This window comes from Microbacterium sp. Ld4, assembly GCF_045066555.1.
Lineage (GTDB): Bacteria > Actinomycetota > Actinomycetes > Actinomycetales > Microbacteriaceae > Microbacterium.
Map to the genome: position 1 here is coordinate 129,413 of NZ_JBISHE010000013.1, position 25,122 is coordinate 154,534.

The 25,122-nt window shown below is 70.7% G+C and carries 21 protein-coding genes; 5 read left to right on the forward strand and 16 right to left on the reverse strand.

All coding sequences use genetic code 11. The features are described 5' to 3' along the window. Nucleotides 1-47: 47 nt before the first annotated feature. Genes ACJJV7_RS11265 through ACJJV7_RS11285 form a run of 5 tightly spaced genes read right to left on the reverse strand, consistent with a single transcriptional unit; the run spans nucleotide 48 to nucleotide 5,749 of the window. Nucleotides 48-1,661: an AAA family ATPase gene (locus ACJJV7_RS11265; protein WP_405374679.1), complete on the reverse strand. Its 1,614-nt coding sequence runs from the start codon at nucleotides 1,659-1,661 to the stop codon at nucleotides 48-50. Between the two features lie 30 nt (nucleotides 1,662-1,691). Beyond that, nucleotides 1,692-2,468, reverse strand: a complete 777-nt coding sequence (locus ACJJV7_RS11270) for a hypothetical protein (RefSeq protein ID WP_405374677.1) — start codon at nucleotides 2,466-2,468, stop codon at nucleotides 1,692-1,694. Continuing rightward, nucleotides 2,465-3,271 carry a hypothetical protein gene (locus tag ACJJV7_RS11275; protein ID WP_405374675.1) on the reverse strand — a complete coding sequence of 269 codons (807 nt, stop codon included), beginning with the start codon at nucleotides 3,269-3,271 and terminating at the stop codon, nucleotides 2,465-2,467. Before ACJJV7_RS11275 ends, ACJJV7_RS11270 begins: the two co-directional genes overlap by 4 nt. Nucleotides 3,272-3,315: 44 nt before the next feature. Beyond that, nucleotides 3,316-4,458, reverse strand: coding sequence for a lactonase family protein (locus ACJJV7_RS11280; protein ID WP_405374673.1), 1,143 nt, complete (start codon nucleotides 4,456-4,458; stop codon nucleotides 3,316-3,318). A 4-nt stretch (nucleotides 4,459-4,462) separates the two neighbouring features. Beyond that, on the reverse strand, nucleotides 4,463-5,749 hold the full coding sequence (locus ACJJV7_RS11285; RefSeq protein ID WP_405374672.1) for an adenylosuccinate synthase: 1,287 nt from the start codon (nucleotides 5,747-5,749) through the stop codon (nucleotides 4,463-4,465). 204 nt (nucleotides 5,750-5,953) lie between these two features. Between ACJJV7_RS11285 and ACJJV7_RS11290 the strand changes: the two genes are divergently transcribed. Genes ACJJV7_RS11290 through ACJJV7_RS11300 form a run of 3 tightly spaced genes read left to right on the forward strand, consistent with a single transcriptional unit; the run spans nucleotide 5,954 to nucleotide 10,514 of the window. Next, a complete protein-coding gene (locus tag ACJJV7_RS11290; protein ID WP_405374670.1) occupies nucleotides 5,954-7,156 on the forward strand; it encodes an LLM class flavin-dependent oxidoreductase in 1,203 nt (400 codons plus the stop codon). After that, nucleotides 7,153-8,523 carry an NtaA/DmoA family FMN-dependent monooxygenase gene (locus ACJJV7_RS11295; protein ID WP_405374668.1) on the forward strand — a complete coding sequence of 457 codons (1,371 nt, stop codon included), beginning with the start codon at nucleotides 7,153-7,155 and terminating at the stop codon, nucleotides 8,521-8,523. The genes ACJJV7_RS11290 and ACJJV7_RS11295 overlap by 4 nt, the downstream gene beginning before the upstream one ends. Further along, nucleotides 8,520-10,514 carry an FAD/NAD(P)-binding protein gene (locus ACJJV7_RS11300; RefSeq protein WP_405374667.1) on the forward strand — a complete coding sequence of 665 codons (1,995 nt, stop codon included), beginning with the start codon at nucleotides 8,520-8,522 and terminating at the stop codon, nucleotides 10,512-10,514. The genes ACJJV7_RS11295 and ACJJV7_RS11300 overlap by 4 nt, the downstream gene beginning before the upstream one ends. Here ACJJV7_RS11300 and ACJJV7_RS11305 read toward each other — a convergent pair. From ACJJV7_RS11305 to ACJJV7_RS11325, 5 genes are all read right to left on the reverse strand, one after another. Continuing rightward, nucleotides 10,451-11,530 (reverse strand): GNAT family N-acetyltransferase, encoded by a 1,080-nt coding sequence (locus tag ACJJV7_RS11305; protein WP_405374665.1) that lies wholly within the window; start codon nucleotides 11,528-11,530, stop codon nucleotides 10,451-10,453. The genes ACJJV7_RS11300 and ACJJV7_RS11305 overlap by 64 nt on opposite strands. Before the next feature lie 95 nt (nucleotides 11,531-11,625). Further along, nucleotides 11,626-12,615, reverse strand: a complete 990-nt coding sequence (locus ACJJV7_RS11310; protein WP_405374663.1) for an ABC transporter substrate-binding protein — start codon at nucleotides 12,613-12,615, stop codon at nucleotides 11,626-11,628. A 74-nt stretch (nucleotides 12,616-12,689) separates the two neighbouring features. After that, a complete protein-coding gene (locus tag ACJJV7_RS11315; RefSeq protein WP_405374661.1) occupies nucleotides 12,690-13,475 on the reverse strand; it encodes an amino acid ABC transporter ATP-binding protein in 786 nt (261 codons plus the stop codon). Then, nucleotides 13,472-14,452 (reverse strand): amino acid ABC transporter permease, encoded by a 981-nt coding sequence (locus ACJJV7_RS11320; protein ID WP_405374659.1) that lies wholly within the window; start codon nucleotides 14,450-14,452, stop codon nucleotides 13,472-13,474. Before ACJJV7_RS11320 ends, ACJJV7_RS11315 begins: the two co-directional genes overlap by 4 nt. Before the next feature lie 135 nt (nucleotides 14,453-14,587). Continuing rightward, nucleotides 14,588-15,283, reverse strand: a complete 696-nt coding sequence (locus ACJJV7_RS11325; protein WP_405374658.1) for a GNAT family N-acetyltransferase — start codon at nucleotides 15,281-15,283, stop codon at nucleotides 14,588-14,590. A 117-nt stretch (nucleotides 15,284-15,400) separates the two neighbouring features. On the opposite strand from ACJJV7_RS11325, the gene ACJJV7_RS11330 reads away from it, so the two are divergent. Further along, nucleotides 15,401-16,141, forward strand: a complete 741-nt coding sequence (locus ACJJV7_RS11330; RefSeq protein WP_405374656.1) for a Pr6Pr family membrane protein — start codon at nucleotides 15,401-15,403, stop codon at nucleotides 16,139-16,141. Here the strand turns inward: ACJJV7_RS11330 and ACJJV7_RS11335 are convergent. From ACJJV7_RS11335 to ACJJV7_RS11360, 6 genes are all read right to left on the reverse strand, one after another. Further along, on the reverse strand, nucleotides 16,104-17,117 hold the full coding sequence (locus ACJJV7_RS11335) for a LacI family DNA-binding transcriptional regulator (RefSeq protein ID WP_405374654.1): 1,014 nt from the start codon (nucleotides 17,115-17,117) through the stop codon (nucleotides 16,104-16,106). The genes ACJJV7_RS11330 and ACJJV7_RS11335 overlap by 38 nt on opposite strands. Beyond that, a complete protein-coding gene (locus ACJJV7_RS11340) occupies nucleotides 17,114-18,640 on the reverse strand; it encodes a sugar ABC transporter ATP-binding protein (RefSeq protein ID WP_405374653.1) in 1,527 nt (508 codons plus the stop codon). The genes ACJJV7_RS11335 and ACJJV7_RS11340 overlap by 4 nt, the downstream gene beginning before the upstream one ends. Nucleotides 18,641-18,677: 37 nt before the next feature. After that, the gene (locus ACJJV7_RS11345) at nucleotides 18,678-19,706 is read right to left on the reverse strand and encodes an ABC transporter permease subunit (protein ID WP_405374651.1); all 1,029 of its coding nucleotides are present in this window, start codon (nucleotides 19,704-19,706) and stop codon (nucleotides 18,678-18,680) included. Continuing rightward, the gene (locus ACJJV7_RS11350) at nucleotides 19,703-20,752 is read right to left on the reverse strand and encodes an ABC transporter permease (RefSeq protein ID WP_405374649.1); all 1,050 of its coding nucleotides are present in this window, start codon (nucleotides 20,750-20,752) and stop codon (nucleotides 19,703-19,705) included. Before ACJJV7_RS11350 ends, ACJJV7_RS11345 begins: the two co-directional genes overlap by 4 nt. Then, entirely contained in the window at nucleotides 20,749-22,329 is a 1,581-nt protein-coding gene (locus tag ACJJV7_RS11355) for a sugar ABC transporter ATP-binding protein (RefSeq protein WP_405374647.1), read from the reverse strand. Before ACJJV7_RS11355 ends, ACJJV7_RS11350 begins: the two co-directional genes overlap by 4 nt. A 74-nt stretch (nucleotides 22,330-22,403) precedes the next feature. Beyond that, a complete protein-coding gene (locus ACJJV7_RS11360; RefSeq protein WP_405374645.1) occupies nucleotides 22,404-23,381 on the reverse strand; it encodes an ABC transporter substrate-binding protein in 978 nt (325 codons plus the stop codon). Nucleotides 23,382-23,652: 271 nt separating this feature from the next. On the opposite strand from ACJJV7_RS11360, the gene argG reads away from it, so the two are divergent. After that, entirely contained in the window at nucleotides 23,653-25,083 is a 1,431-nt protein-coding gene (argG, locus tag ACJJV7_RS11365) for an argininosuccinate synthase (RefSeq protein WP_405374643.1), read from the forward strand. Nucleotides 25,084-25,122: the final 39 nt, after the last annotated feature.

A 25,122-nucleotide genomic window follows, 5' to 3' on the forward strand; every position in this document is an offset into this window, starting at 1 on the left:
GTGGGTCTGCGGGTCCGCAGTCAGTTACGCACATTCGCGCCTCACCGTCAGTAGTCGACGGTCCGGCCGCCGCGGCGCGACGACAGCGCACCGTCGACCTCACCACCGCCGACCTCGCCGCTGTCGAGATCCTCCGCGCCGGTCGCGCGGACGGCGCGCTGCGCCGCCCAGTCACGGATGCGCTGCACCTCTTCGGCCTGCGTCACGGCCAACGGGATCATCGTCTGGACGACGCTGTTCACCATGTCGAGCGTGACGCGCTCCTTTTTCGCGAACCCCTCGTACAGCGCCGACACCACGGCCTGCTCGATCTCTGCGCCCGAGTGGTTCTCGCTCGCCGAGATCAGCGTGTCCAGCGCGGCTCGGTCGTCGGCGAGCGCCGCGAGCCCGTTCGCGGGCGTCGCCTGCGCACTCAGCTGCAGCGCCCAGATCGCCTCCCGCTCGACGGCGGTCGGAAGGTCGACGAAGAAGATCTCGTCGAACCGGCCCTTGCGCATGAACTCGGGAGGAAGCGCGTCGATGTTGTTCGCGGTCGCCACGACGAACACGGGATGCTTCTTCTCCTGCATCCAGGTGAGGAACGTGCCGAACACGCGCGCCGTCGTTCCCGAGTCGCCCTGACCGGTGGTGTTCGAGAAGCCCTTCTCGATCTCGTCGACCCAGAGGATGCAGGGCGCCACCGCCTCGGCCGTCGCGATCGCCGTGCGGAGGTTCTGCTCGCTCGAGCCGACGAGGCCCGAGAAGATCCGCCCGATGTCGAGCCGTAGCAGCGGCAGACCCCACGACGCGGCGGTCGCCTTCGCCGTCAGCGACTTGCCACAGCCGGGCACGCCCGTGATCAGCACGCCCTTCGGCGACGGTAGGCCGTAGTCGCGTGCGCTGCCGAACCACGAGCCGTTGCGGCGGTCGAGCCAGCGTTTGAGGTTGTTGAGGCCACCCACGTCGTCCAGGTCGAGACCCGCCTTCACGAACTCGAGCACGCCCGACTTGCGGACCACCTGGCGCTTCTCGTCGAGCACGATGTCGATGTCGGCGCCCGAGAGGCTGCCGTCGTTGACCATCGCACGGGCGAAGGCGTTCTCGGCTTCGGCCATCGTCAGCCCGATGGCGGCGTGGACGAGCTGCTCTCGCGCGGCGTCGTCGGCGGAGACGCGGATCTCCCTCGAGTTGTTGTCGATCATCGTGTCGAGGAGCGCGCGGATCTCCTCCGCCGTCGGCAGTGGGAAATCGAGCAGGTGCGTGAGCTCGTCGAGCTCGGCCGGGATCACCCGCACCGGCGCGGTCACCACGAGCGTGCGCGACACGTCGCCGTGGCGGAACTCGAGCCCGGTCTCACGAACCGTGCGGACGATGGCGGGATCGCCCGGGCGATGCTCCGACCCGAAGTACGCGTGCAGATCGCAGAAGACGAACACGCTCGGTTCGGACACCCCCGCGATGTGCTGGAGCGCCCGGGTCGGGTTCGCGGTGTTCGCGACCGTCTTGCCGTCGGGGCCGATGAGGCCGAGCGCCGAGGTCCACGACCAGACGTCGCGGCGGTTGCGCTGCGCGTGCGCGGCATCCGTGATCGCCGCCACGGCGCGCACCTCCTCGCCCGTCTCGATGTACAGCAGCGGCAGGCGGGCCTTGAAGGCCTCGTCGAGCGTCTGGGCGAAGGTCACATCTGCTCCCGGTGGTGGGTCGGCATGGCGTTACGGAGTGGGCGGGGTCGAGGGCGGGGATGCCGGTTCGTCGAGCGTGATCGTCCACGGTCCCGAGCCCTCATCGGCCTCGATGCGGAAGACGACACGGTCGCCGGGCGACCAGGACGCTCGCTCATCGATCCGGTCGACGCCCGACACCACGTCTTCATAGAGGCCGGGCTGAAGGGCATCGACGGTCAGGAAGCCCTCCCCCTCGAAAGTGACGCGCGCGCTGAGTGCGTCACCTTCGTAGAGCAGGAGGCTGCGGCCCTCGCCCGTGATCGTCGGGGTCTCGATCGGGGTCGCCGGCTGCAGCGTCAGCGGAGCCCGCCAATCGGTGAGTTGGGGCGAGAACCACAGTCGCCCCTCGGTCGTGGCGGGCATCGCGACCGCTCCACGCCCGTTGCGGAGGTTCGTCAGATACGCCGGGCGGTCGTCCTCGATGCGGGCACTCGAGTCCACCTGCTGGTACACGGCGACGTACTGCCCCTCGCCGAGTCCGCTCGGCGATCCGATCGACCACAGGGCGTCGCCGGGTGGCAGGTCGATGTAGCCGCCGTCGGCGCTCCCGACGATCTCGCCGTCGCGGATCGGGAGCTCGCCGAGGTCGGGGTCCTCCCACGGGCGGGTCTCGAAGGCGTTCGGGTCGTCGAAGAGGAGTCCGCCGGTCGCGGGGTTGACCGCGATGAACGGCATCGTCACGAACGCGACGACGATCGCGGCGGCCGAGCCGGCGAGCCACGTGATCGCAGAGAAGCGCCGGATGCGTGTGTCGGCGCGCGTCACCTCGTCACCGCCGGGGTCGCGGTCGGAGACGGGGTCGGTGACGTGCCGTCATCGGGGGGGAATTCGAGGCGCCAGCCGGCGTCGCCGTACTGCTCGACCGAGAAGAGGACGTACGAGGAGTCGGGCCAGGCCAGGGTCTGGTCGAGAGGGGTGTCCTCGGCGAGGATCATGTCCGAGCCGCGCACCGTCGAGGCGGAGACGATGACGCTGCCGTCACCGCGTCCGCTGAAGCGTGCCGAGCTCGCGGGCCCGCGGTAGAGGAAGTGCGCGGATTCGAAGCCCGACTCGACGAGCGAAGCGTCGGGAACGCCGCCGACACTCACCCGCGCGCGCCATGTCTCGTCGCGGGGCGCATCGACCCAGAGCTCGACGTCGGGATGCTCGACAAGGATGACGACGCGGTTGCCCTCGAGGTAGTCGAAGTCGGGGGGCGAGTCGTATTCCGACCTGGTCAGGATCTCGCCGCCGGGGCCGGTCACCGACGCGCCCAGGAGTGTCGTGTCGCTCTCGGAGGTGAGGACGATGGGCTGGCTGATATCGACGCCGGTCAGCGGGATCATCGCGCCGTCGCGGCCCTCGTAGAGGCCGCCGCCGAGGTCGGTGGCGAGCACGGGCTCGTCCTCCCACGGGGAGGGGTTGCTGTACCCGCTGCTGCCCGACACGTCGTCGAGGACGCCGTCCGCGACCATGATCCATGCCATCAGCCCGGCGACGAGGAGGCCGGCCACCCACACGAGTCCGGTGAACGCGCCGATCCGGGCCCGTGCGCCACGGTCCGCCGTCGTCCCCGACTGCGTCGACATCCCCGAACTCATACGCCCCCTCCGCCCGGAAAACAGGCTACCGGTCAGGCCGGGAGAGCGAGGAGCATGCTCGGCGACGGCGCCGCCGTCCGGTGCCGGACGCGGCCGGGCACCCGGGTGCGGGTGTCGATGATGAGCGAGACGACGTCGTCGGAACGCTGACCGGCGACGACGATCGCATCGCGCTCGACCACGTGATGGCGTGGCCACGCGACTCCGGCGTCGCTCAGTGCGACCGGGACGAGCACGTCTCCCGCTCCCTGCACCCGCGCCGTCGCGAGGGTGTCGCTGCCCCGGAGGCCCACGTAGAGGTACTCGTCGTCGCCCGAGAGGGCGATCTCGGCGGCCGTGTCACCCGGCAGGGCGCCGAGGGACACGCCGCCCCGCACGCGCCACACTCCGGCGGCATCCGGAGCGAGCACGAAGATCTCGCCCGAGAACTCAGTCAGCACGTAGAGGTGTCCGCTCGGATGCCAGCGCATGTGCCGCGGCCCGGTTCCCGCCGGGAGGGCGACCTGCTGGGCCGGCCTCCCGCCGCGCCAGAAGCGCACGAGGTCGAGGCCGGCGTCGGTCGTGGCGACGAGTCCGCCCGGGAGCGCGACGGCCTGGTGCGCGCGGGATGCACCACCTGTCGACGCGGGCCCGAGCGCGGGCGCCTCGTCGGCGTGCGGGATGAGGTGCGCGAACTCGGGTCCGGCGGCCTCGCGCAGTGCCCGCGCAGCGGCGCCGAGATCGATGGCGCCCGAGACGTCGACCCGCTCATCATCGTCGTCGTCCGCCTCGGATGCCGCAGCCCAGGCGGTCGACGCCCCCGGCCGCCCGGTGGCGTCGAGGGCGACCCGCACGACGCGGCCGTCTCCCCAGCACGAGACGATGAGGGCCTCGGATCCGGCGAGGACGTGACACGGGCCGTCACCCACGGCCACCTCGGGGCCGAGCGGCGCGAACGAGGTGTCGCCCGTCCGCTCGAACGCGCGCACCGTGCCGCGACCCTCGAGGGTCGCGTACACGATCTCGCGCTGCGGATGCCACGCCAGCCACGACGGCGAGGACGCCGCGACGACATCGCCGCCGAACCCGAGGGGTCCGCTCGCAAGCGGTGAATCGGCGGCACCGGCCGCGAGCAGACCGATGCCCGTGGCCGACCCGTCCATGTCGGCGGAGTACCCGCCGAGGAGGAAGCGCACCGGGTCAGTCGAGCAGACCGTGACGCACGATCACCGCGTCACGGGCGGGGCCGACACCGATCACCGAGATGCGGGTGCCGCTCATCGCCTCGAGAGCGAGGACGTAGTCCTGCGCCTCGAGCGGGAGGTCCTCGAAGGTGCGCGCCGTGGAGATGTCCTGCGTCCACCCCGGGAAGTACTCGAGGATGGGCGTCGCGTGGTGGAAGTCGGTCTGGTTGACCGGCACCTCGTCGAAGCGCTCACCATCGACGTCGTAGGCGACGCACACCGGGATCTGCTCGAGCCCCGTGAGGATGTCGAGCTTCGTGAGCACGAGGTCGGTGATGCCGTTGATACGCGTCGCGTACCGGGTGATCGGGGCGTCGTACCAGCCGACGCGGCGGGGCCGCCCGGTCGTGGTGCCGAACTCGAACCCGCGGGAGCGGAGGAAGTCGCCGTTCTCGTCGAACAGCTCGGTCGGGAACGGGCCCGAGCCGACGCGGGTCGTGTAGGCCTTGACGATGCCGACGATCCGGTCGAGGCGGTTCGGCCCGACCCCCGATCCGGTGGCCGCGCCCCCGGCGGTGGCCGACGACGAGGTGACGAACGGGTAGGTGCCGTGGTCGATGTCGAGCATGGTCGCCTGACCGCCCTCGAACACGACGACCTCGCCGGCGTCGAGCGCCTGGCTGAGGATGAGCCCGGTGTCGGCGACCATCGGGCGAAGCCGCTCGGCGTACGAGAGCAGGTCTTCGACGACCTCGTCGACCGTGATGGCGCGGCGGTTGAACACCTTCACCAGCAGGTGGTTCTTCTGGTCGAGGGCGCCCTCAACCTTCTGCCGGAGGATGTTCTCGTCGAACAGGTCCTGCACGCGGATGCCGGTGCGGTTGATCTTGTCGGCGTAGGTCGGGCCGATTCCACGCCCGGTCGTGCCGATCATGCGCTTGCCGAGGAAGCGTTCGGTCACCTTGTCGAGGGTGCGGTGGTACTGCGTGATGATGTGCGCGTTGGCGCTCACCTTGAGGCGCGAGATGTCGACGCCGCGGGCGTGCAGCGCGCCGAGCTCGGCGAACAGGACCTCGAGGTCGATGACGACGCCGTTGCCGATGACGGCGTTGACGCCGGGCGAGAGGATGCCGCTCGGCAGCAGGTGGAGGGCGTACTTTTCGTCGCCGATGACGACCGTGTGGCCGGCATTGTTGCCGCCGTTGAACTTGACGACCCAGTCGGTGCGCTCGCCCAGGAGGTCGGTGGCTTTGCCCTTGCCCTCGTCCCCCCATTGAACGCCGACGATGACGATGCCTGGCATGGATTACTCCCCCGTGATCGGTTGACTCTCATCCTATCGGCTGGCACCATCCGGCCCCGGCTCCCCGGCCCGCGGGGCGCGTCACCCTGTTACGGCTCGTGTCGGCCCGTGACGGCTGCGCTTGGCTGCGACCGGCCCGAGATCGACAGTGGGGCGACGGCCCGGCATCCGCTCCGGTGAGACGGGCCCCGACAAGGAGACGCCGTGCCTCACCCCATCCACCTCGCGATCGCCCTCGAGCGGGCCGGCTGGCACCCCGCCGCGTGGCGCGAGCCCGATGCCGCGCCGCAGGATCTGTGGGGCATTCGCCCGTGGGCGGCGCAGCTCGGCGCCCTCGACCGCGCCGGGCTCGCCTTCGCGACGTTCGAGGATGCCCTCAGTCTCGTCGGGCGCGGCGACGACGGGCAGGTGCGCCCCGGCGTGGTGCAGGGCCGACTCGATGCCCTTCTGCTGGCCTCGGCACTAGCTCCTCTCACGCAGCGGATCGGCCTCCTCCCCGCAGTGACGACGACCCACACCGAGCCGTTCCATGTCGCCACCGGCATCCAGACCCTCGACACCGTGAGCCGCGGGCGCGGCGGGGTGCGGCTCGTCGTCGGCGGTTCGGATGCCGAGCGCGCGAACTTCGGCCGGCGCCCCGCCGGCGGCGCAGACCTCCCCGCGAGCGGCCGCGTCGAGGATGCACCGGCGCTGCTCGCCGGATTCCGCGAGGCGGGCGAGGTCGCCGACGCGCTCGGGCGCCTCTGGGACTCCTGGGAGGACGACGCGATCGTCCGCGACGTCGCGCGCGGCAAGTACGTCGACGCCGACCGCATCCACCGCATCGACTTCGAGGGCGAGTTCTTCTCGATCACCGGCGCCTCCATCGTGCCCCGGTCGCCGCAGGGACGGCCGATCATCTCGGTGCTCGCCCATCAGAGCGTTCCCTACCGACTGGCCGCCGAGCACGCCGACATCGTGTTCATCACCCCGCATGACGACGCCGACGCCACCGGCATCCTGGCCGAACTCGACGGCGCGGCCACGCTCGGGCGGCGCTCTCCCGAGCCGCTCCGGGTCTTCGCCGACCTCGTCGTCCTGATCGAGGACACCCCGGCCCGGGCGCGCGAGGCGGCAGCGCGTCTCGACGACCTCGCCGGCGCACCCTTCCGGTCTGATGCGGCTCTCGTCGTCGGGACGCCCAGCGAGGTGGCCGACGCGATCCGCGCCCTCGCCGCCACCGGGATCGACGGCGTGCGGCTCCGCCCCGCCCGTCAGCCCGCCGACGTCGTCGCGATCGCCGAGCGCCTCGCCCCCCTGCTCCGCGCGACGCGCGTGACCCGAGACGACGACGGCACGAGCCTGCGCAGCCGTCTCGGCCTGCCCCGCCCCGTGAGTCGCTACACCCGAGAGAAGGCCGCCCGATGAGCCGTTCACCCCGCCGGATCCACCTCGCCGCGCACTTTCCCGGAGTCAACAGCACGACGGTCTGGACGGCGCCCGACTCGGGCAGTCAGATCGACTTCGCCGCGTTCGAGTACTTCGCCCGGACGGCCGAGCGCGGCCTGTTCGACTACGTCTTCCTCGCCGAGGGCCTGCGGCTCCGCGAGCACAAGGGCCGCGTGCACGAGCTCGATGTGCTGGGCCGCCCGCACACGCTCGCCGTGCTCGCCGCCCTCACGTCGGTCACCGAGCACATCGGCCTGGTGGGCACGCTGAGCACGACTTTCAACGAGCCGTACGAGCTCGCCCGCCAGCTCGCCACGCTCGACCACCTGTCGGGCGGGCGGGCGGGCTGGAACGCCGTCACCAGCTCCGACGCGTTCCACGGCGCCAACTTCCGCCGAGGCGGCTACCTCGCGCACCCCGAGCGGTACGAGCGGGCGAAGGAGTTCGCCGACCTCGCGAAGAAGCTGTGGGACTCCTGGCCCATGGGCGCCGTACGGGCGGATGCCGCGACGGGCGAGTTCCTCGCCCCGGCGACGCCCCGCGGCATCCGTCATTCCGGCCCGCACTTCGACGTCGACGCCCTGTTCGACGTGCCGCGCTCCCCGCAGGGCCACCCCGTGATCCTGCAGGCCGGCGACTCGGCCGACGGCCGGGAGTTCGCGGCGGAGCACGCCGAGGTGATCTTCTCGCTGCACACCGAGTTCGCCGCGGCGCAGGCGTTCTACGCCGACGTGAAGGGGCGGCTGGCGGCGCGGGGACGCGAGGAGGAGTCGCTCAAGATCCTCCCTGCCGCGACGTTCGTGCTCGGCGACACCGAGGCCGAGGCCCGCGACCGGGCACGCGAGATCGCCCTCCAGCAGGTGCGGCCCGAGGTCGCGATCACGTATCTCGAGCAGGTGTGGGGGCGTGACCTCACCGGCTACGACCCCGACGGACCCCTTCCCGACATCGATCCGGATGCCGGCAGCGAGACCGCCCAGGGATGGGCCAACCGTCACTCCGCGCTCCGCGCGCGGGTTGCGTCGCTCCGCGAGCGCGCCGAGGCGGAGAAGCTCAGCATCCGGGAGCTCGTCATCCAGCTCACCGCCCAGCCGACCTTCCTCGGCACCCCCGATCACGTCGCATCGGAGATCGACCGCTACGTGCAGGAACGGGCGAGCGACGGCTTCACGGTCGTGGGGCACCAGACCCCGCACGGCCTCGACGAGTTCGCCTCCCGCGTCGTGCCGCTGCTGCAGGAGCGCGGATCGTACCGCCGCTCGTACGAGGAAGGCGCCACCCTGCGCGATCTGCTGGGGCTCCCGACCGGAGCGCGCCGAGAGGCTCCGGCGGCCGCGGCACGATGACCGAGCCGGTGCGACTCGTGTTCGTCGGCGCGGGCCCGCGCGCGACGATGCTGCTCGAGCGCATCACCGCGCGGCTGAGCGACCGCGCTCGGCTCGAGGTGACCCTGGTCGATCCGCATCCTCCCGGCGCCGGAAGGCTGTGGCGGGCCGATCAGTCGCCGCTGCTCGCGCTCAACTCCATGGCCCGCGACGTGACCGTCTTCACCGACGACACCTGCACGATCGCGGGCCCGGTGCGCTCCGGCCCCTCGCTCATCGAGTGGGCCGAGCAGTGGCGGGGCGGCGGCCTTCCCGATGCGGCCGTCGCCGATCCGGCGGTGCGCGCCGAGCTGCATGCGCTGCGCGGCGACAGTTTTCCGAGCCGGCGCCTGCAGAGCGCGTACCTCGAATGGTTCTTCGCCCGCACGGTCGCCTCGGCTCCCGCCGGCGTGTCGGTGCGCTGGGTGCAAGACCGCGTCGTCGGGGTCTCCTCACCCGGTGCGGATGCCGCCTCCCGCCCGGCCGGACACCCCGCCCGCACGGTTCACCTCGCCGGCGGCGACGCGCTGATCGCCGACGCCGTGATCTACTGCGTCGGCCACACCGGACGCGACCCCGACCCCACCGTCGCCGGCATCGCCGCCGCGGCCGGCCGCGCGGGACTCACCTACGTCGCTCCCGACTTCACCGCGGATGCCGACCTGTCGGGTCTCGTCCCGGGCGCCGACGTGGCGGTGCGCGGGATGGGGCTCGCGGCTGTCGACCTGGTCGTGCTGCTCACACAGGGGCGGGGCGGGCGCTTCGACCGCGACGCGGACGGCGGGCTTCGGTACCGGGCGTCGGGCCGGGAGCCTCGACTGCACCTGGGCTCGCGCCGAGGGGTGCCCTATCGCTCGAAGGTCTCATCCACGCTGCAGGGCGACGCGCCTGCGCGCGAGGTGCTCACGCCCGAGGCGATCGCCGCGCTGCTCGACCTCCCGCGCACCCTCGACTTCGACGCGGACGTCTGGCCCCTGGTGCGCCGGGAGCTGCTCATCGGCCACTACCGCGAGCTGTTCACCGGGCACCCGGGCCGTGTCACCGGCCACTGGCCCGAGCTGCTCGACCTGCTGCGGCGCCTTCCCGACGACTCCCCCGCGGTCCGCGCCGCGGTCGCGCGGGCCGTCCCCGATCCGCGCGACCGCCTCGACGTCGACGCGCTCGACCGTCCGCTCGCCGGCGATGGCGTCGTGGGGGGCGACGTCCACGAGCGGGTGTACGCCCACATCGCGGAGGATCTCGCCCTCCGCACCTCCCCCGAGCACAGCGCGACCGGCGGCCTCTTCTTCGCGATCCTGCTGAGCTTCCTCGCCCTCGCCGACATCCCGCCGCACCGCTGGAACGCCCGCTCCCGCGCCGAATCGCTGCCGGGCCGCTGGCACACCTTCTTCAGCTATGTCGCGAGCGGACCCCCCGCGTTCCGCCTCGAGGAGCTGCTCGCTCTCGCCGATGCGGGCGTCGTGCGCTTCCTCGGCCCGGACATCGCCCTCGACATCGACGCGGGCGATGACGACGCGGCATCCGCAGCGTTCTCGATCACCCGCCAGGGGCGCCCTCCCCTGCGCGTGCGGGCACTCGTCGACGCCTGGCTCCCCGCCGCCGGTGCCGCCGTGAGCGACGACCCGGCGCTGCGCGAGCTCGCCACCCGTCACGGCGTCGAGCTCGCCGTCCGCGACGAGGAGTATGCCGGCACACTCGGTCGCGTGCACGTCGACCCCGACGGCAGGGTGCTCGGGGCGGACGGCACGCCCCGGGCAGGGCTCTACGCGACCGGACCGTTCACCGCGGCCGCCGAGGGCGGCGCGTTCAGCCGGCCGCGCTCCGACGCGCTCGCCTTCCGGCAGATCGACCGGGTCGCCGGAGCGATCGTCGCAGAGCTCGTCCTCCCCGAGGCCGGCGGGTCGTCCGATCAGGATGCCGCGTCGGGCGTGAGCGCCTTCTCCATGCAGATCGAGAAGTCGAGCGCCGTGTAGGGCTCGTAGATCGGGATCGGCGTGTATCCGAGCCGCTCATAGAGGGCCACGGCGTCGGGCTGCCGGTCACCGGTCTGCAAGATGACGCGCGTGGCGCCCCGAGCCTCCGCACGGCGTTCGAGCTCGGCGAGCAGCACCCGACTCGCCCCACGGCCCCGCGCCCGCGGGTCGACGTAGACGCGCTTGATCTCGACATCGCGGATGCCGTCGTGGCGCAGATCGCGAAGAGTGCCGTGGGCGAGCGGCTCACCGTCGTCCGAGAGCACGAGGAGCGTGTCGATGAGCGTCGCCGGGTCGATCGCGAACACGGCATCGACCGCCGCCGCGACCGCCGGGTCGACGGCCGACAGGCGATCGGCATACCGGGGCCCGACCTCCCGGTCCATGGCGTCGCGGAGCGCGACGGCGCGCGGATCGTCCCACGCCGCCGAGACGACCGTCCACCGGGGCCGCTCGGTCGCCGAGGGAGGCGTCGCGGGCGTCGGGGCGAGGTCGTAGCCGAAGGCGAGGAGCTCGAGGATGCGGCCCGGCTCGACCTCCCACGGGTGCTCGCGCTCCGGCATCCGGGTGAAGCCGAGCCGCTCGTAGAGGGCGTGCGCCCCGGTCATCTCGGCGCTGCTGTTCATCACGACCCGGTGCGAGCCCCGGGCGCGCGCGAGGTCGACGACGTGACGGGTCAGTGCCGCTCCGATCCCCCGGCCCGTAGCCTCGGGTGCGACGGCGAGCTGCCGGAAGTCCGTCTCGCCCGGCAGCGCGAGGTCCGACAGCGGGCGGTTCGGCCGGGCCACCCACACGGTGCCGAGCATGTCTCCGTCGGCGCCGATCGCGACCCAGACGTCGCCGTGCTGCAGCCGCCCGGCGACGTCGCGCAGCGAGGCGAGATAGGACGGAGCGAGCTCGCCGTACGCGTGCTCGTAGGCCCGGCTCGTGACCTCGGCCGCCCGGTCGTACTCGTCGGGACGGATCAGGCGGATGTCGATGCCGGCATCAGGAGCGGCCGGACGGAAGGTGCTCACCCGTCGACGCTACCCGCCGAGGACGCCGTGCCCGGAACGCCGGGAACACGGCGCCGGGCCCGGCTCCGCGAAGGGAACCGGGCCCGGCGGGCGGATCAGGATGCCGGAAGCCCGGGCGGGTTGATCTCGCTCTTCTCGATGCGCTCGCTGTCGAGGCCCCACTCGTCGAGGACCGCGTCGTACTGGCCGCCGTCGATGAGGGCGTTGAGCGCGATCTGCACCGGCTCGACGAGACCGTTGCCCTTCGCCGTCGCGGCGGCGATGTTGGCGGTCAGAGGCCAGCCGCCCGGAACGAGACCGACGATCTTGGTGTCACCGGTCTCGCGCGCCGACCATGCCGACGTGGCGTTCGGGCCGAAGGTCGCATCGACGCGTCCCGACTGGAGCGCGAGCACCGCCGCCGCGTTGTCGTCGTAGTAGACGAGCTCGGCAGGATCTTCTCCAGCGGCCTCGAGCTCCTCGTTCCAGGTGAGCAGCACCTGCTCCTGGTTCGTTCCCGAACCGACGACGATCTTCAGGCCGGAGATGTCCTCGGCCGACTCGATCGCGTCGATGTCGCTGTCGGCGCGGACGGCGAACCCGAGCAGGTCGACGCGGTAGCTGGCGAAGTCGTAGAGCTCTTTGCGCTCCTCCGTCACCGTGACGTTCGAGGTGATGAGGTCGTACTTGCCGGACTGCACGCCGAGGGGCCAGTCGGCCCATGCCACCACCACGGGGTTGTACTCGAGGCCGAGGGCCTCGGCGATGAGCGATCCGATGTTCGGCTCGGTGCCGGCCGCCTCGGTCTCGCCCTCGGGGATGTAGCCGAGCGGCGGCAGGTAGGCCGACAGCGCGACGGTCAGCTTTCCGTCCTCGACCGGCTCGAAGCCGCTCGCCTCGAGAGCGGCCACCGCGTCGGCGACGGGCGCGTCGAGGTGCACCCAATCGATCTCGTCGGTCGTGACGTTCGCGGCGTTCGTCGCCGCCGGAGCGGCCGTCCGCTCGGCGGGACGGGTGAGGGTGAAGGCGGTGACGCCGCCGACGATCGCGGCGACGGTCACGACTCCGACGCCGATCGCGATGCGCTGTTTCGTGCTGATGGCCATGAGGGTGTCCTTGTTCTGGGTGCGGCGGATGGAGGGACGGGCAGACGGCGGATGCCGGCGGCGCAGGGAGGCGGTCAGGCGAGCACCTTGGCGAGGAACTCCTGCACGCGGGGATGCTGCGGACGGACGAGGACCTCGCTCGGCGGGCCCTGCTCGACGATCCGGCCGCCGTCGACGAACACGACGCGATCGGCGACCTCGCGGGCGAAGCCGATCTCGTGCGTGACGATGATGAGCGTCGTGCCCAGCTGGGCCAGGTCGCGGATCACGTCGAGCACCTCCCCGACGAGCTCAGGGTCGAGGGCGCTCGTGGGCTCGTCGAAGAGGATGACCTTCGGTTTGAGGGCGAGCGCCCGGGCGATCGCGACGCGTTGCTGCTGACCGCCCGACAGCTGCCGGGGGTAGTGGTCCGCCTTGTCGGCGAGGCCGACCCGATCGAGCAGCCCGAGGGCGAGCTGACGGGCGTCGTCCTTCGTGAGCCGGCCGAGTGCGACGGGCGCCTCGGTGATGTTCTCGAGGGCGGTGAAGTGCGGGAACAGGTTGAAGTTCTGGAAGACGATCCCGATCTGGGTGCGCCGCTCGAGCACGGCCTTTTCGCGCAGTTCGTAGAGCTTGCCGCCGCGCCGCTCGTAGCCGATGAGCTCGCCGTCGACGGTGACCGATCCCCGGTCGACGGTCTCGAGGTGGTTGATCGTGCGCAACAGCGTCGACTTGCCCGATCCGCTCGCGCCGAGGATCGCGACGACCTCGCCCGGGCGCACCGTCAGATCGATGCCCGTCAGCACGGGGATGCCCCCGTAGCTCTTGTGGACGTCGTGGATCTCGACCAGGCCGCGCGTCGCGGCATCCGTCGTCGTCATGACCTGGCCCCCTCGGGGGTGGCGTCGCCGAGTCTCGCCCACTGCACGGCGAGGGCGCGTCTGGCCCGCTGCAGGGGGGTCGGCGGGAGCACGCGCACGGTGCCGCGGGCGTAGTGACGCTCGATGTAGTACTGCGCGATGCTCAGGAGCGTCGTGATGATGGCGTACCAGACGACCGCGACGAGCAGCAGCGGAATCACGCGGCTGTTGCGGTTGTAGATCACCTGCACGGCGTAGAAGAGCTCGGGGATCGCGATCACGAACAGCACCGAGGTGCCCTTGACCAGGCCGATGACCTCATTGGTCGCGTTCGGCACGATCGAGCGCATCGCCTGCGGCAGCACGATGCGGCTGAGGCGGCGGCGCGGCGGGATGCCGAGAGCTGCGGCGGCTTCGAGTTGGCCCTGGTCGACCGAGAGCAGGCCGCCGCGGATGATCTCCGCCGAATAGGCCGCCTGGTGCAGGCTGAGCCCCAGCACGCCGGCGGCGAAGGCGCTGATGAGCTGGACGGTGGGGAACTCGACGAGCCAGAAGTCGGTCGTGAAAGGCGTGCCGAGCCCGAGCGTCGGATAGAGGTAGCCGAGGTTGTACCAGACCACCAGCTGCACGACGAGGGGCACCGAGCGGAAGAACCAGATGAAGCTCCACGCCGCCCCGTTCAGCAGTGGCGACGGCGCGAGCCGCGCAAGTGCGAGCACGGTGCCGAGCACGAACCCGATGGTCGCCGAGACGGCCGTGTAGACGAGCGTCAGCCACAGCCCCTGAAGTACGGGCTCCGACAGGAAGTAGTGCGCGAAGACGTCCCACTCGTAGTTCTCGTTGGTCACGAGCGACCACGCGAACTGCGCGAGCAGGAAGACCACGACGGCGGCGATGGTCCAGCGGAACCAGTGCTTCGTGCGGACCACCGGGATGGCCCCGAGGTCGACGCGGGATGCCGGAGCGATGCTCTCGGTGCGCGAGACGGTGTCGGTCATTCGGATGCTCCTCACATCCGACGCGGAGTGCGGCGGATCGCCCGACTGTAAGACGGGCTCGAGGAGGCGCTCGCGGCGCCGTTACACATGCCGACATGCGCAGGAACACGGCGTAACATCCCTGCGGCGGACCGGTCAGGGGATGCGCACCCCGAGGAAGCTCGTGTGCCGTCGCAGCTCGAATCCGAGCTTCTCGTAGGCGGCGATCGCGCCCGTGTTGGTCGCGGCCGCATGCATCATCGCGCGGCCGCCGCGCTGCTGGATGTGGAAGGCGACGTCGAGCACCAGACGTGATCCGAGCCCCTGCCGGCGGGCCTCGGCGTCGACGGCGACGGCGCTGATCTCGGTCCAGTCGCCGGGCCGCAGCCGCTCGCCCGCCATGGCGATGAGGCGTCCTTCACGACGGATGCCGATGTAGCGGCCGAGAAGATGGGTGCGAGGTCGGAAGGGCCCGGGCTGATTGCGCTCGACCAGGGCGAGCATGTCGGAGACGTCGGCGTCTCCGAGCTCGACGATCTCGGGATCGGGTCGGGTCTGCAGGCGGTCGGTCTGGACGAGCTGGACACCGCCGACCTGGAACGTGGGCTCCCACCCTGCCGGCAGGACGGGGTCGGCGCCGCTGATCGCGAACTCGGCGCCCGATCCGATCACGTCAACGAGCGAATCCCAGACCTCGGGGACGTCCCAGCTCCGCACTCCGACGAACCCGGCGATGTCGTCGGGGTAGCGCCGCACGAGGTCGTCGCCGATCGCCAGGTGCGCGTGCGCGCCGGCGAGCGAGTGCCAGGCGGCGTTGTCCCGGACGTCGTCCGCTGTCTCGATGGTGCTCATTCCGGTCCTCTCCCGCGGCCGGTCCTCCGGCGACGCCCTGACGATAACGGTCGATCGCCGCGGATCCTTCCGCATCCGCCATGCGCGGTAACGAGCGGCGGCCAGTAGTGTTCCCTCATGCCCACGAAGCCCTGGCCGGCCGTCTGGTCGATCGCGCGCGTGGTCGCGGCGGCCGCGATGATCGCCGCCGTCATCACGCAGCTGACCTCTACCGTGACCGGCGCCCTCGAAGCGGGGCGCGACCTCACCACCGTGGTCACCAACTTCTTCAGCTTCTTCACGATCCTGTCGAACTCCCTCGGCGCGCTCGTCCTCCTCGCCGCCGCGATCTGGTTCTGGGTGCGTCCCCCGGCCGAGCGCCAGGAGCCGCGCGCCCTCGCGATCGCCCTCGCCTCCGTGACGGCCTACCTGCTCGTCACCGGCATCGTCTACAACCTGCTGCTTCGCGGACTCACGCCGTCCGACGCCGAGGTGCGGTGGACGAACGAGGTCCTCCATGTCGCGGCCCCGGTGTTCTTCGCCCTCGATCTGTTCCTGGCCCCCGGGCGGCGAGCGCTCCCCTGGCGGTCGGTCCTGGCGATCATGGTGTTCCCGCTCGTCTGGATCGGCTACACGCTGTGGCGCGGGCCGCTCGTGACCAACCCGAACGACGGCGTGCCGTTCTGGTACCCGTACCCGTTCCTCAACCCGAACGGCGTGGCGGGATGGGGCGGCGTCGGGGCCTACGTCGTGGGCATCGCGACCGGCTTCGTCCTGATCGGACTCCTGATCGTCGCGATCTCGCGGTGGCGCGCCCGGCGGACAGCCGGCCGCGGCGAGGTCACACCAGCAGCGGCGGAGCCGACTCCCGCACGATGAGGTGCGTCGCGATCGGGGTGTCCTCGGTCAGCGCGTCGGGCTCCTCGACCGCGAGCAGCACCTTCTGCATCATGAGCTCGCCGAGCGCGCGGAAGTCCTGTCGCACGGTGGTCAGCGGAGGGCTGAGGTAGGCCGCCTCGGGAACGTCGTCGAACCCGACCACCGCGATGTCCTCCGGCACGCGGAGTCCGCGCCCTCGCAGCGCCGACAGCAGCCCGATGGCCATGTGGTCGTTGCCGACGAACACGGCGTCGCCGGGCGCGAGGTCGAGCGCGCCGCCGATCGCGTGACCGCTCGCCGCCGACCAGTCGCCGTGCACGGGATCGGCTGCGACGAGTCCCCGCGAGGCGAGCTCGTCGCGCCAGCCGCGGATGCGCTCGACGGCGTCGGGGTTGCGCGGCGGCCCGGCGATGTGACGGATGCGGGCGTAGCCGAGCTCGGCGAGGTGGCGGACGGCCGACCGGGCCCCGCGGTACTGGTCGATCGACACCAGGTGCGGGTGCCGCCGCTGGGTGGCCGCGGCGGCGACGACCGGCACGCCGAGGTCGAGCCCGCGGACGGCCTCGAGCACGGCGAGGTCGGCGACGATGAGCACGATCGCGTCGACCCGCTGGCGGAGAAGCCCCTCGACGACCGTGCGGACGCTCGCCCCGTCGCCCTCGGGCGAGGTGACCGCGTCGACGGAGTAGCGCTCGGCTCGTGCGGCCATGGTGAAGTGCGTCGCGATCGAGGTGGGGCCGAACTCCGCCGTCCCCGGTGTGACGAGGCCGATCGTGCGCGTGCGACGGGTGACGAGCGCGCGGGCGGCCGGCGAGGGGCTGTACCGGAGTTGCGCCATCGCCTGCTCGACGCGTGCGCGGGTCGCCGGGCGCACGTTGGGCAGGTTGTTGAGCACGCGCGACACGGTCTGATGCGAGACGCCGGCGAGGCGCGCGACGTCGAAGATGTTGGCGGACTTGCCGCGCTCGTCGCTCACCAGGTCTCCTCCGGCCGCGCCACGAGGGCCAGCAGCGAGTCGACCGTCAGCGCCTCGGCGGGCAGCGTCTCCACGACCCGGCCGCCCCGCAGCACCGCGATGCGGTTCGAGACCCGCAGCACCTCGTCGAGTTCCGCCGAGATGAACAGGACCGAAAGGCCGTTGTCGGCGAGATCGGCGACCAGACGCTGGATCTCGACCTTCGCGCCGACGTCGATGCCGCGCGTCGGCTCATCGAGCACGAGCACCCGCGGCGAGAGGGCGAGGAGGCGCGCGAGCAGCACCTTCTGCTGGTTGCCGCCCGACAGCGTCCCGGCGAGCCGCTCGGGATCGGCGGGACGGATGTCGAGCGCCTCGATCCAGCTGAGCGCGAGCTCGCGCCGTCGTCCCGGGGTGATCCGGTGGAAGATGCCGCGGTCGGCCTGCAGGGCGAGGGTGATGTTGTCCTGGACGCTCAGGTCGCCGATGATCCCCTCGGTGCGACGGTTCTCCGAGGAGTAGACGATGCCGCGTCCGATCGCGGCCTTCGGCGAGCCGAGGACGACCGGCGCCCCTTGCACGTCGACCGTGCCGGCATCCGGCGTCTCGATTCCCGTCAGCGCGCGGGCGAGCTCCGACCTGCCCGAGCCGAGCAGCCCGGCCAGGCCCAGCACCTCCCCCTCGGCGATCGAGACCGTCGCGTCGACGAGCGCCGTCCCCGAGGCGAGCCCGGTACCGCCCAGTGCGGCGGGAGCCTCGGATGCCGCGGGCTCGTCGCGCTGACCGAGGTCGAGGTGCTCCGACGAACGGCCGAGCATCTTCTCGACGAGGTCGATGCGCAGGAGCTCCGCGGGCACGTACTCCCCGATCAGACGGCCGCCGCGGAGCACCGTGATGCGGTCGCAGATCTCGTAGACCTGCTCGAGGAAGTGCGACACGAACAGCACGGCCACACCCCGGCTCGTGAGCTCCCGGATGACCCGGAACAGCTCGGCCACCTCGTCGAGGTCGAGGCTCGAGGTGGGCTCGTCGAGCACGACCACCCGCGCGTCGACCGAGATCGCACGGGCGATCGCGACGAGCTGCTGCACGGCGAGGGAGTGCCGGGCGAGGCGGGTGCGGGAGTCGATCTCGAGGCCCAGCGACGCCATGATCTCGCCCGCACGGCGGTGCAGCGCGCTCCAATCGATCGCGCCGAGCCGACGCGGTTCGCGGCCGAGGAGGATGTTCTCACCGACGGTCAGGTTCGGGAGGAGATCGATCTCCTGATAGACCGCGCTGATCCCGGCGGCCAGCGCATCGGCCGGGCCGCCGAACTCGGCGACCTCGCCGGCGACGCGGATGCGGCCGGCATCCAGGCGCAGCGCGCCGGTCAGCGCTTTGATCAGGGTGGACTTGCCGGCGCCGTTCTCGCCCATGAGCGAATGGACCTCACCCGGCAGCAGCCGGAAGTCCACGGCGTCGAGCACCGTCTCGGCGCCGAAACGCACGGTCGCGCCGGTCACCTCGATGACCGACGCGACCGCTGCTGCGCGCGCATCCATACGGACCATCATGCCCGCGCGACCAGCTCTCCGTCGTTCAGCGTCTGACCTGACCCGATCGAGCGATGAGCAGTCGCTGCACGACGACGAATACCAGGAGGAGCACGCCGATCGTGATGCGGGTCCATGACTGCTCCGCGCCGAGGAACGAGATCACCGTCTTGATGGTGCCGTAGACGAAGACGCCGATCATCGATCCGAGGACGAATCCGCTGCCGCCCGTGAGGAGCGTGCCGCCGATGACGACCGCGGCGATCGTGTCGAGCTCGGTGCCGATGCCGTTGAGCGGGTACGACGCTCCCGTGTAGGCGGTGAAGATGACGCCGGCGAGCCCGGCGCACACACCGCTGATGACGTAGACGAGGAGCTTCGTGCGGACGACCGGCAGGCCCATGAGCCGCGCCGACTGCTCGTTGCCGCCGATCGCGTAGACGGTGCGGCCGAAGCGGGTGAACTGCAGCACCAGGATGCCGATCAGCACCACCAGCAGCGCGATGATGCCCGTGGGCGTCAGGTAGAAGCTGCCCGCCTCGCCCTGGAGCCGGGTCGACTGGAGCCAGAGGATGGCCGGCTCCTCGACGCGGATCGACGACAGGCTCACCATGAACGCCAGGCCGCGCGCGGCGAACATGGCCGCCAGCGAGGCGATGAACGGCTGCACTCCGAAGTACTGCACCAGAACCCCGACGAAGAGCCCCATGAGGGCGCCGAGCACGAGCATGACCGGGACGACGACCACGACAGGCAGGCCCTGGCTCAGAAGGCTGGCCCCCAGCATCCCGGTGAAGGCCATGACCGCGCCGACGGACAGGTCGATGCCGCCGGTGAGGATGACGAACGTCATCCCGACCGCGAGCACCAGGAGGTAGGCGTTGTCGAGCAGGAGCGCCGACAGCACCCGGGGGGTGAGGAAGTTGCCGAAGTACCCCTGCGCGCCGACGATCATGGCGACGAGGATCACGAGGGCCGCGAAGACCGGCACCCAGGAGGCGTGGCGGCTGCGGAAGCGGTCGACGGTCTCGACGAGACCGGTGCGGCGCGTTTCGCGCTCTGCGACGGCGGTCATGATGCGACCCCCGCGGCCGGACGTCCGCCTCGTCGGAGCGCATCGGCTCCTCTGCCGAGCATCGTCCGCGTCCGCGGAGACTGCACGACCACCACGACGACCACGACGATCGCGAGGAAGAGCGGGCTGACCGCGGGCGGCACCCCGAGGAACGTGATGGTCGACTTCAGCGTCTGGATCGTGAAGACGCCGACCACGGTGCCCGCGATGGTGAACGTGCCGCCCATGAGGCTCGTGCCGCCGAGGACGACCGCGAGGATCGCGTCGAGCTCGATGTACAGGCCCGCCGCATTCGCGTCGGCGGCCATGATGTTCGACGAGTAGAGGATGCCGGCGAATCCGGCGAGCAGGCCGCTCGCCGCATAGGCACCCCAGACGATGCCGCGCGAGCGGACTCCCGCGAGGCGGCTCGCCTCGGGGTTGATGCCGACCGCCTCGGTCAGCACGCCGAGGGCGGTGCGCCGCTCGAGCACGGCGACGGCGACGATCGCGATCGCCGAGACGAAGAAGGCGAAGGGAAGTCCGAAGAGGTAGCCCTGAGCCATGAACCGGTAGGGCGGGCTCGTGATCGTGGTGATGAAGCCGCCGGTGATCAGGAGCGCGACACCGCGGCCGGCGAGCATGAGCACGAGGGTCGCGATGATCGGCTGGACACCCACCACGGCGACGAGGAATCCGTTCCAGACGCCCAGGATCAGAGCGGCGAGGACGGCGATGACGATCGCGAGGATCACGGTGCCGAGCGAGCCCGGATCGGGCGAGCCCGAGATCACCGTCAACGCGACGGCTCCCGAGACGGCCATGATCGCGCCGACCGAGAGGTCGATGCCCCGCGTCGCGATGACGAGGGTCATGCCGAGCGCGACCAGCATCAGGGGAGCGCTGTTGCGGAGGATGTCGATGAGCGGGCCGTAGAGCTGCCCGTTCTGCACCGTGATGGAGACGAACGAGGGCCGCGCCACGGTGTTCACGATCACGAGGACCACGAGCGCCGCGATGGGCCAGACGAGGCGGTGCTTCAGCACGCGCGAGAGCAAAGGTGTCATGCCACGTTCTCCGGATTGAGGTGAGACGTCGTCGTCTCGCGGGATTCCTCGGCGATGAGGGCGACCAGGTCGTCGACGTCGACCTCCGCGGCATCCAGCTCGCCGATCTTAGAACGATCGCGCAGCACGACGATGCGCTGTGCGATCCGGACCACCTCCTCGAGCTCCGAGGAGATGAAGACGACCGACAGTCCCTCGGCCGACAGCTCGGCGACCTTGCGCTGGATGTCGGCCTTGGCGCCGACGTCGATGCCGCGCGTCGGCTCATCGAGGATGATCAGCTGCGGCGCCGTGGCGAGCCACCGCGCCAGGAGGACCTTCTGCTGGTTGCCGCCCGAGAGGTTGCGGACGAGCGCCGAGGGGTTGGCGGGGCGGACCCCGAGCGCCTCGATGTACTCCGACACGATCGCGTCGCGCTCGGCGCGACCGACGGGTCGGAGCGCGCCGCGCTTGGCCTGGATGCCGAGGATGATGTTCTCGGCGACGGTGAGGTCGGCGATGATGCCCTCCGCGCGCCGGTCCTCGGAGGAGAACGCGATGCGGCGGTCGATCGCGTGCCGCGGCGACGTGATACGAGCGGCCTTGCCCTGCACGCGGTGCGTGCCGGCATCGGCGCGATCGGCGCCGTAGACGAGGCGGACGAGCTCGGACCTGCCCGAGCCGAGGAGCCCGGCGATGCCGACCACCTCTCCCTCGTACACGTCCATGTCGACCGGTGCGATGACGTTCTTCCGGCCGAGGCCCGAGACCGACAGGACCGGAACCGCCGAGCGGTCGATCTCTCGCTCGGACGTGCGGGAGATGGCCTCGAGCTCATCGAGCTGACGACCGATCATCTTCGCGATGAGCTCGCCGCGAGGAAGGTCCTCGGGGCGGTACTCGCCGACGAGCTGGCCGTTGCGGAGCACCGTGAGCCGGTCGGAGATCTCGTAGACCTGGTCGAGGAAGTGGGTGACGAACAAGATCGCGACGCCACGGTCGCGAAGGCCTCGGACGACCGTGAAGAGCTGCTCCACCTCGGAGCGGTCGAGGCTGGAGGTGGGCTCGTCGAGGACGAGCACCTGGGCCTCGGTGGCCGTCGCCCGGCTGATCGCGACGAGCTGCTGCACGGCGAGCGAGTGCGACGCGAGCGCCGATCGCGGGTCGATGGAGAGCCCGAGCCCGGCGAGGTGACGTGCCGCTTCGCGATGGGTCGCGCGCCAGTCGATGAAGCCGGCACGGCGGATCTCGCGGCCGAGCATCACGTTCTCGCCGACCGACAGGTTCGTGCAGAGGTTGACCTCCTGGTAGACGGTGGAGATGCCCGCGGCCTCGGCGTCTGCCGTGGAGCGGAACTCCTTCTCCTCGCCGCCGACGTTGATGGTTCCGGCCGACACCGTGTAAACGCCGGTCAGGGCCTTGATCAGCGTGGACTTGCCCGCGCCGTTCTCACCCATGAGCGTGTGGACCTCGCCGGCTCGCAGCGTGAGGTCGACGCCGTCGAGGGCTTTGACGCCCGGGAATTCGATCGTGATACCCCGCAGCAGGACCACTGCGGCGGGGTGAGGGGCTTCGGGCCCCGATGCGACATCGACCATGACGACGCGTCCTTCCGTGGTGCCCGCCGGGGGCCGGTATCCGGCCCCCGGCGGGAGAGGTGAACGATCGAGGATCAGTACGGACGCGAGTCGAGAACCTCGGCGGCCTGCTCCTGCGTGAAGGACTGGTCTTCGACGATGGTCTTCTTCTCGACCTCGTCGCCGGCCACGACGGCCTTGACGAGCTCGGCGGCCTTCTCGCCGAGGAGCGGGTTGCACTCGACGATGAAGTTGAACTCGCCGTTCGCCAGAGCGGTCATGCCGTCCTTGACGGCGTCGATCGTGACGATCTGGATGTCCTTGCCGGGGGTCAGGCCGGCGGCCTTGATGGCGTCGAGTGCGCCGAGGCCCATGTCGTCGTTGTGCGCGAAGAGCACGTTGATGTCGGAGCCGTACTTCTGGAGGTAGCCCTCCATGACCTTCTTGCCGCCATCACGCGTGAAGTCGCCCGTCTGCGAGTCGAGGACGTTCACGTCGGTGCCGCTGATCGCCTCATCGAACCCGGTCGCCCGGTCGAGGGCGGCCGACGAACCGGTCGTCCCCTCGAGGACCACGAGGTTCGCGCCCTTGCCGTCGAAGTTCTCCTTCACCCATTCGCCGGCGGTACGACCCTCCTGCTCGAAGTCGAGACCGACCCACGAGGCGTAGAGGTCTTCGCTGGCCGAGACGGTGCGGTCTTCGAGGATGACCGGGATGCCGGCATCCTTCGCCTCGGTGAGCACGTCGTCCCAGCCGTCGACCGTGATGGGTGCGACGACGATGGCGTCGACGCCCTGGTTGATGAAGTTTCGGACGGCGGAGATCTGCGCCTCCTGCTTGTTGTCCGCGGCGTTGAAGATCAGCTCGAAGCCGTTCGCCTCCGAGAAGGCCTCCTTGATGGACTCGGTGTTCGCGGCACGCCAGCCGGATTCCGATCCGGTCTGCGCGAAGCCCACCGTGATGACGTCGTCATCGCCGCCGGAAGCGCCCGGGGCGCCACCGCCTGCACAGCCCGTCGCAACCAAGGCGAGCGCACCCAGCATCGCTGCTGCCGCGAAAATGCTCTTCCTCATCCTGAACCTCCTCGTTCGGGTCCGGCTTCCCCGCCGGTACGGATGCCGCCATGGCTTCCGGATGCTCGAATGTTAGCCCTAACATTTCGCATTCCACCAGTATGTGAGCGATAACATTCGCGTAACGGCCCGCGAGCACCGGGCTGCAGTGTCCGCGTCGGTCGCGAGTGAGTCGACTCAATGTGAGCATTCACATTCGGCGCTGATGCCTCGCTCCCCGCCCCGGGCCCCGTGACCGGGAGGAGAGGGCGCCGATCACTAGACTTGAGTCATGTCGAAGGTCCTTCAGTCCCTGCCCGTCGGCGAACGCGTCGGCATCGCCTTCTCCGGAGGCCTAGACACCTCCGTCGCCGTCGCCTGGATGCGAGACAAGGGCGCCGTGCCCTTCACCTACACCGGCGACCTCGGACAGTACGACGAGGACGACATCGCATCGATCCCCGGCCGCGCCCTCCAGTACGGCGCCGAAGGCTCCCGCCTCATCGACTGCAAGCCGATGATGGTCGAGGAGGGCCTCGTCGCCCTTGCCTGCGGCGCGTTCCACATTCGCAGCGGCGGCCGCACGTACTTCAACACGACGCCGATCGGCCGCGCCGTCACCGGCACGATGCTCGTGCGCGCCATGAAGGATGACGGCGTCGACATCTGGGGCGACGGGTCGACCTACAAGGGCAACGACATCGAGCGGTTCTACCGTTACGGCCTGCTCGCCAACCCGTCGCTGCGCATCTACAAGCCGTGGCTCGACGCCGACTTCGTCACCGAGCTCGGTGGCCGCACCGAGATGAGCGAGTGGCTCGTCGCCCACGGCTTCCCCTACCGCGATTCGGTGGAGAAGGCGTACTCGACCGATGCGAACATCTGGGGTGCGACGCACGAGGCGAAGACGCTCGAGCACCTCGACGTCTCGCTCGAGATCGTCGAGCCCATCATGGGCGTCCGCTTCTGGGACCCCGAGGTCGCCATCGAGACCGAAGACGTCTCGATCACCTTCGAGGCCGGTCGCCCCGTGGCCCTGAACGGGGTCGAGTACTCCGATGCAGTCGCGCTCGTCATGGCCGCGAACGAGATCGGCGGCCGCCACGGCCTCGGTATGAGCGACCAGATCGAGAACCGCATCATCGAGGCGAAGAGCCGCGGCATCTATGAGGCTCCCGGCATGGCGCTGCTGTTCATCGCCTATGAGCGCCTCGTCAACGGCATCCTGAACGAGGACACCCTCGCGACCTATCACGAGCAGGGCCGCCGCCTGGGCCGCCTCATGTACGAGGGCCGCTGGCTCGAGCCGCAGTCGTTCATGCTGCGCGAGTCGATCCAGCGATGGGTGGGCTCCGCGATCAGCGGCACCGTGACCCTGCGCCTGCGCCGCGGCGAGGACTACACGATCCTGAACACCGAGAGCGGCAACCTGTCGTACTCCCCCGAGAAGCTGTCGATGGAACGGGTCGGCGACGCCGCCTTCGGTCCCACCGACCGCATCGGGCAGCTGACGATGCGCAACCTCGACATCGCCGACTCCCGCTCCCGTCTCGAGCACTTCGTGTCGCTCGGCCTCATCGGGGGCGCGACGGCCGAACTCGTCGGCGAGCTCGAGCGCGGTGGCGCTGCCGAGATCACCGGTCACGTCGAGAAGAGCGACGACCTGGCGGAGGCGTTCGAAGAGGCCGGCGACTCGGCATCCTTCGATTTCGGGGCCGACTGACTCGGCGTCGTTCCGACGACGCCATTAACTTGCACACTC

Coding starts and splice junctions, on each gene's coding strand:
- ACJJV7_RS11330 (WP_405374656.1), top strand. CDS start 15,401: ATGCCCACGAAGCCCTGGCCGGCCGTCTGGTCGATCGCGCGCGTGGTC.
- argG (WP_405374643.1), top strand. CDS start 23,653: ATGTCGAAGGTCCTTCAGTCCCTGCCCGTCGGCGAACGCGTCGGCATC.
- ACJJV7_RS11355 (WP_405374647.1), bottom strand. CDS start 22,329: ATGGTCGATGTCGCATCGGGGCCCGAAGCCCCTCACCCCGCCGCAGTG.
- ACJJV7_RS11285 (WP_405374672.1), bottom strand. CDS start 5,749: ATGCCAGGCATCGTCATCGTCGGCGTTCAATGGGGGGACGAGGGCAAG.
- ACJJV7_RS11295 (WP_405374668.1), top strand. CDS start 7,153: ATGAGCCGTTCACCCCGCCGGATCCACCTCGCCGCGCACTTTCCCGGA.
- ACJJV7_RS11325 (WP_405374658.1), bottom strand. CDS start 15,283: ATGAGCACCATCGAGACAGCGGACGACGTCCGGGACAACGCCGCCTGG.
- ACJJV7_RS11315 (WP_405374661.1), bottom strand. CDS start 13,475: ATGACGACGACGGATGCCGCGACGCGCGGCCTGGTCGAGATCCACGAC.
- ACJJV7_RS11360 (WP_405374645.1), bottom strand. CDS start 23,381: ATGAGGAAGAGCATTTTCGCGGCAGCAGCGATGCTGGGTGCGCTCGCC.
- ACJJV7_RS11345 (WP_405374651.1), bottom strand. CDS start 19,706: ATGACCGCCGTCGCAGAGCGCGAAACGCGCCGCACCGGTCTCGTCGAG.
- ACJJV7_RS11275 (WP_405374675.1), bottom strand. CDS start 3,271: ATGTCGACGCAGTCGGGGACGACGGCGGACCGTGGCGCACGGGCCCGG.
- ACJJV7_RS11310 (WP_405374663.1), bottom strand. CDS start 12,615: ATGGCCATCAGCACGAAACAGCGCATCGCGATCGGCGTCGGAGTCGTG.
- ACJJV7_RS11350 (WP_405374649.1), bottom strand. CDS start 20,752: ATGACACCTTTGCTCTCGCGCGTGCTGAAGCACCGCCTCGTCTGGCCC.
- ACJJV7_RS11320 (WP_405374659.1), bottom strand. CDS start 14,452: ATGACCGACACCGTCTCGCGCACCGAGAGCATCGCTCCGGCATCCCGC.
- ACJJV7_RS11300 (WP_405374667.1), top strand. CDS start 8,520: ATGACCGAGCCGGTGCGACTCGTGTTCGTCGGCGCGGGCCCGCGCGCG.
- ACJJV7_RS11340 (WP_405374653.1), bottom strand. CDS start 18,640: ATGGATGCGCGCGCAGCAGCGGTCGCGTCGGTCATCGAGGTGACCGGC.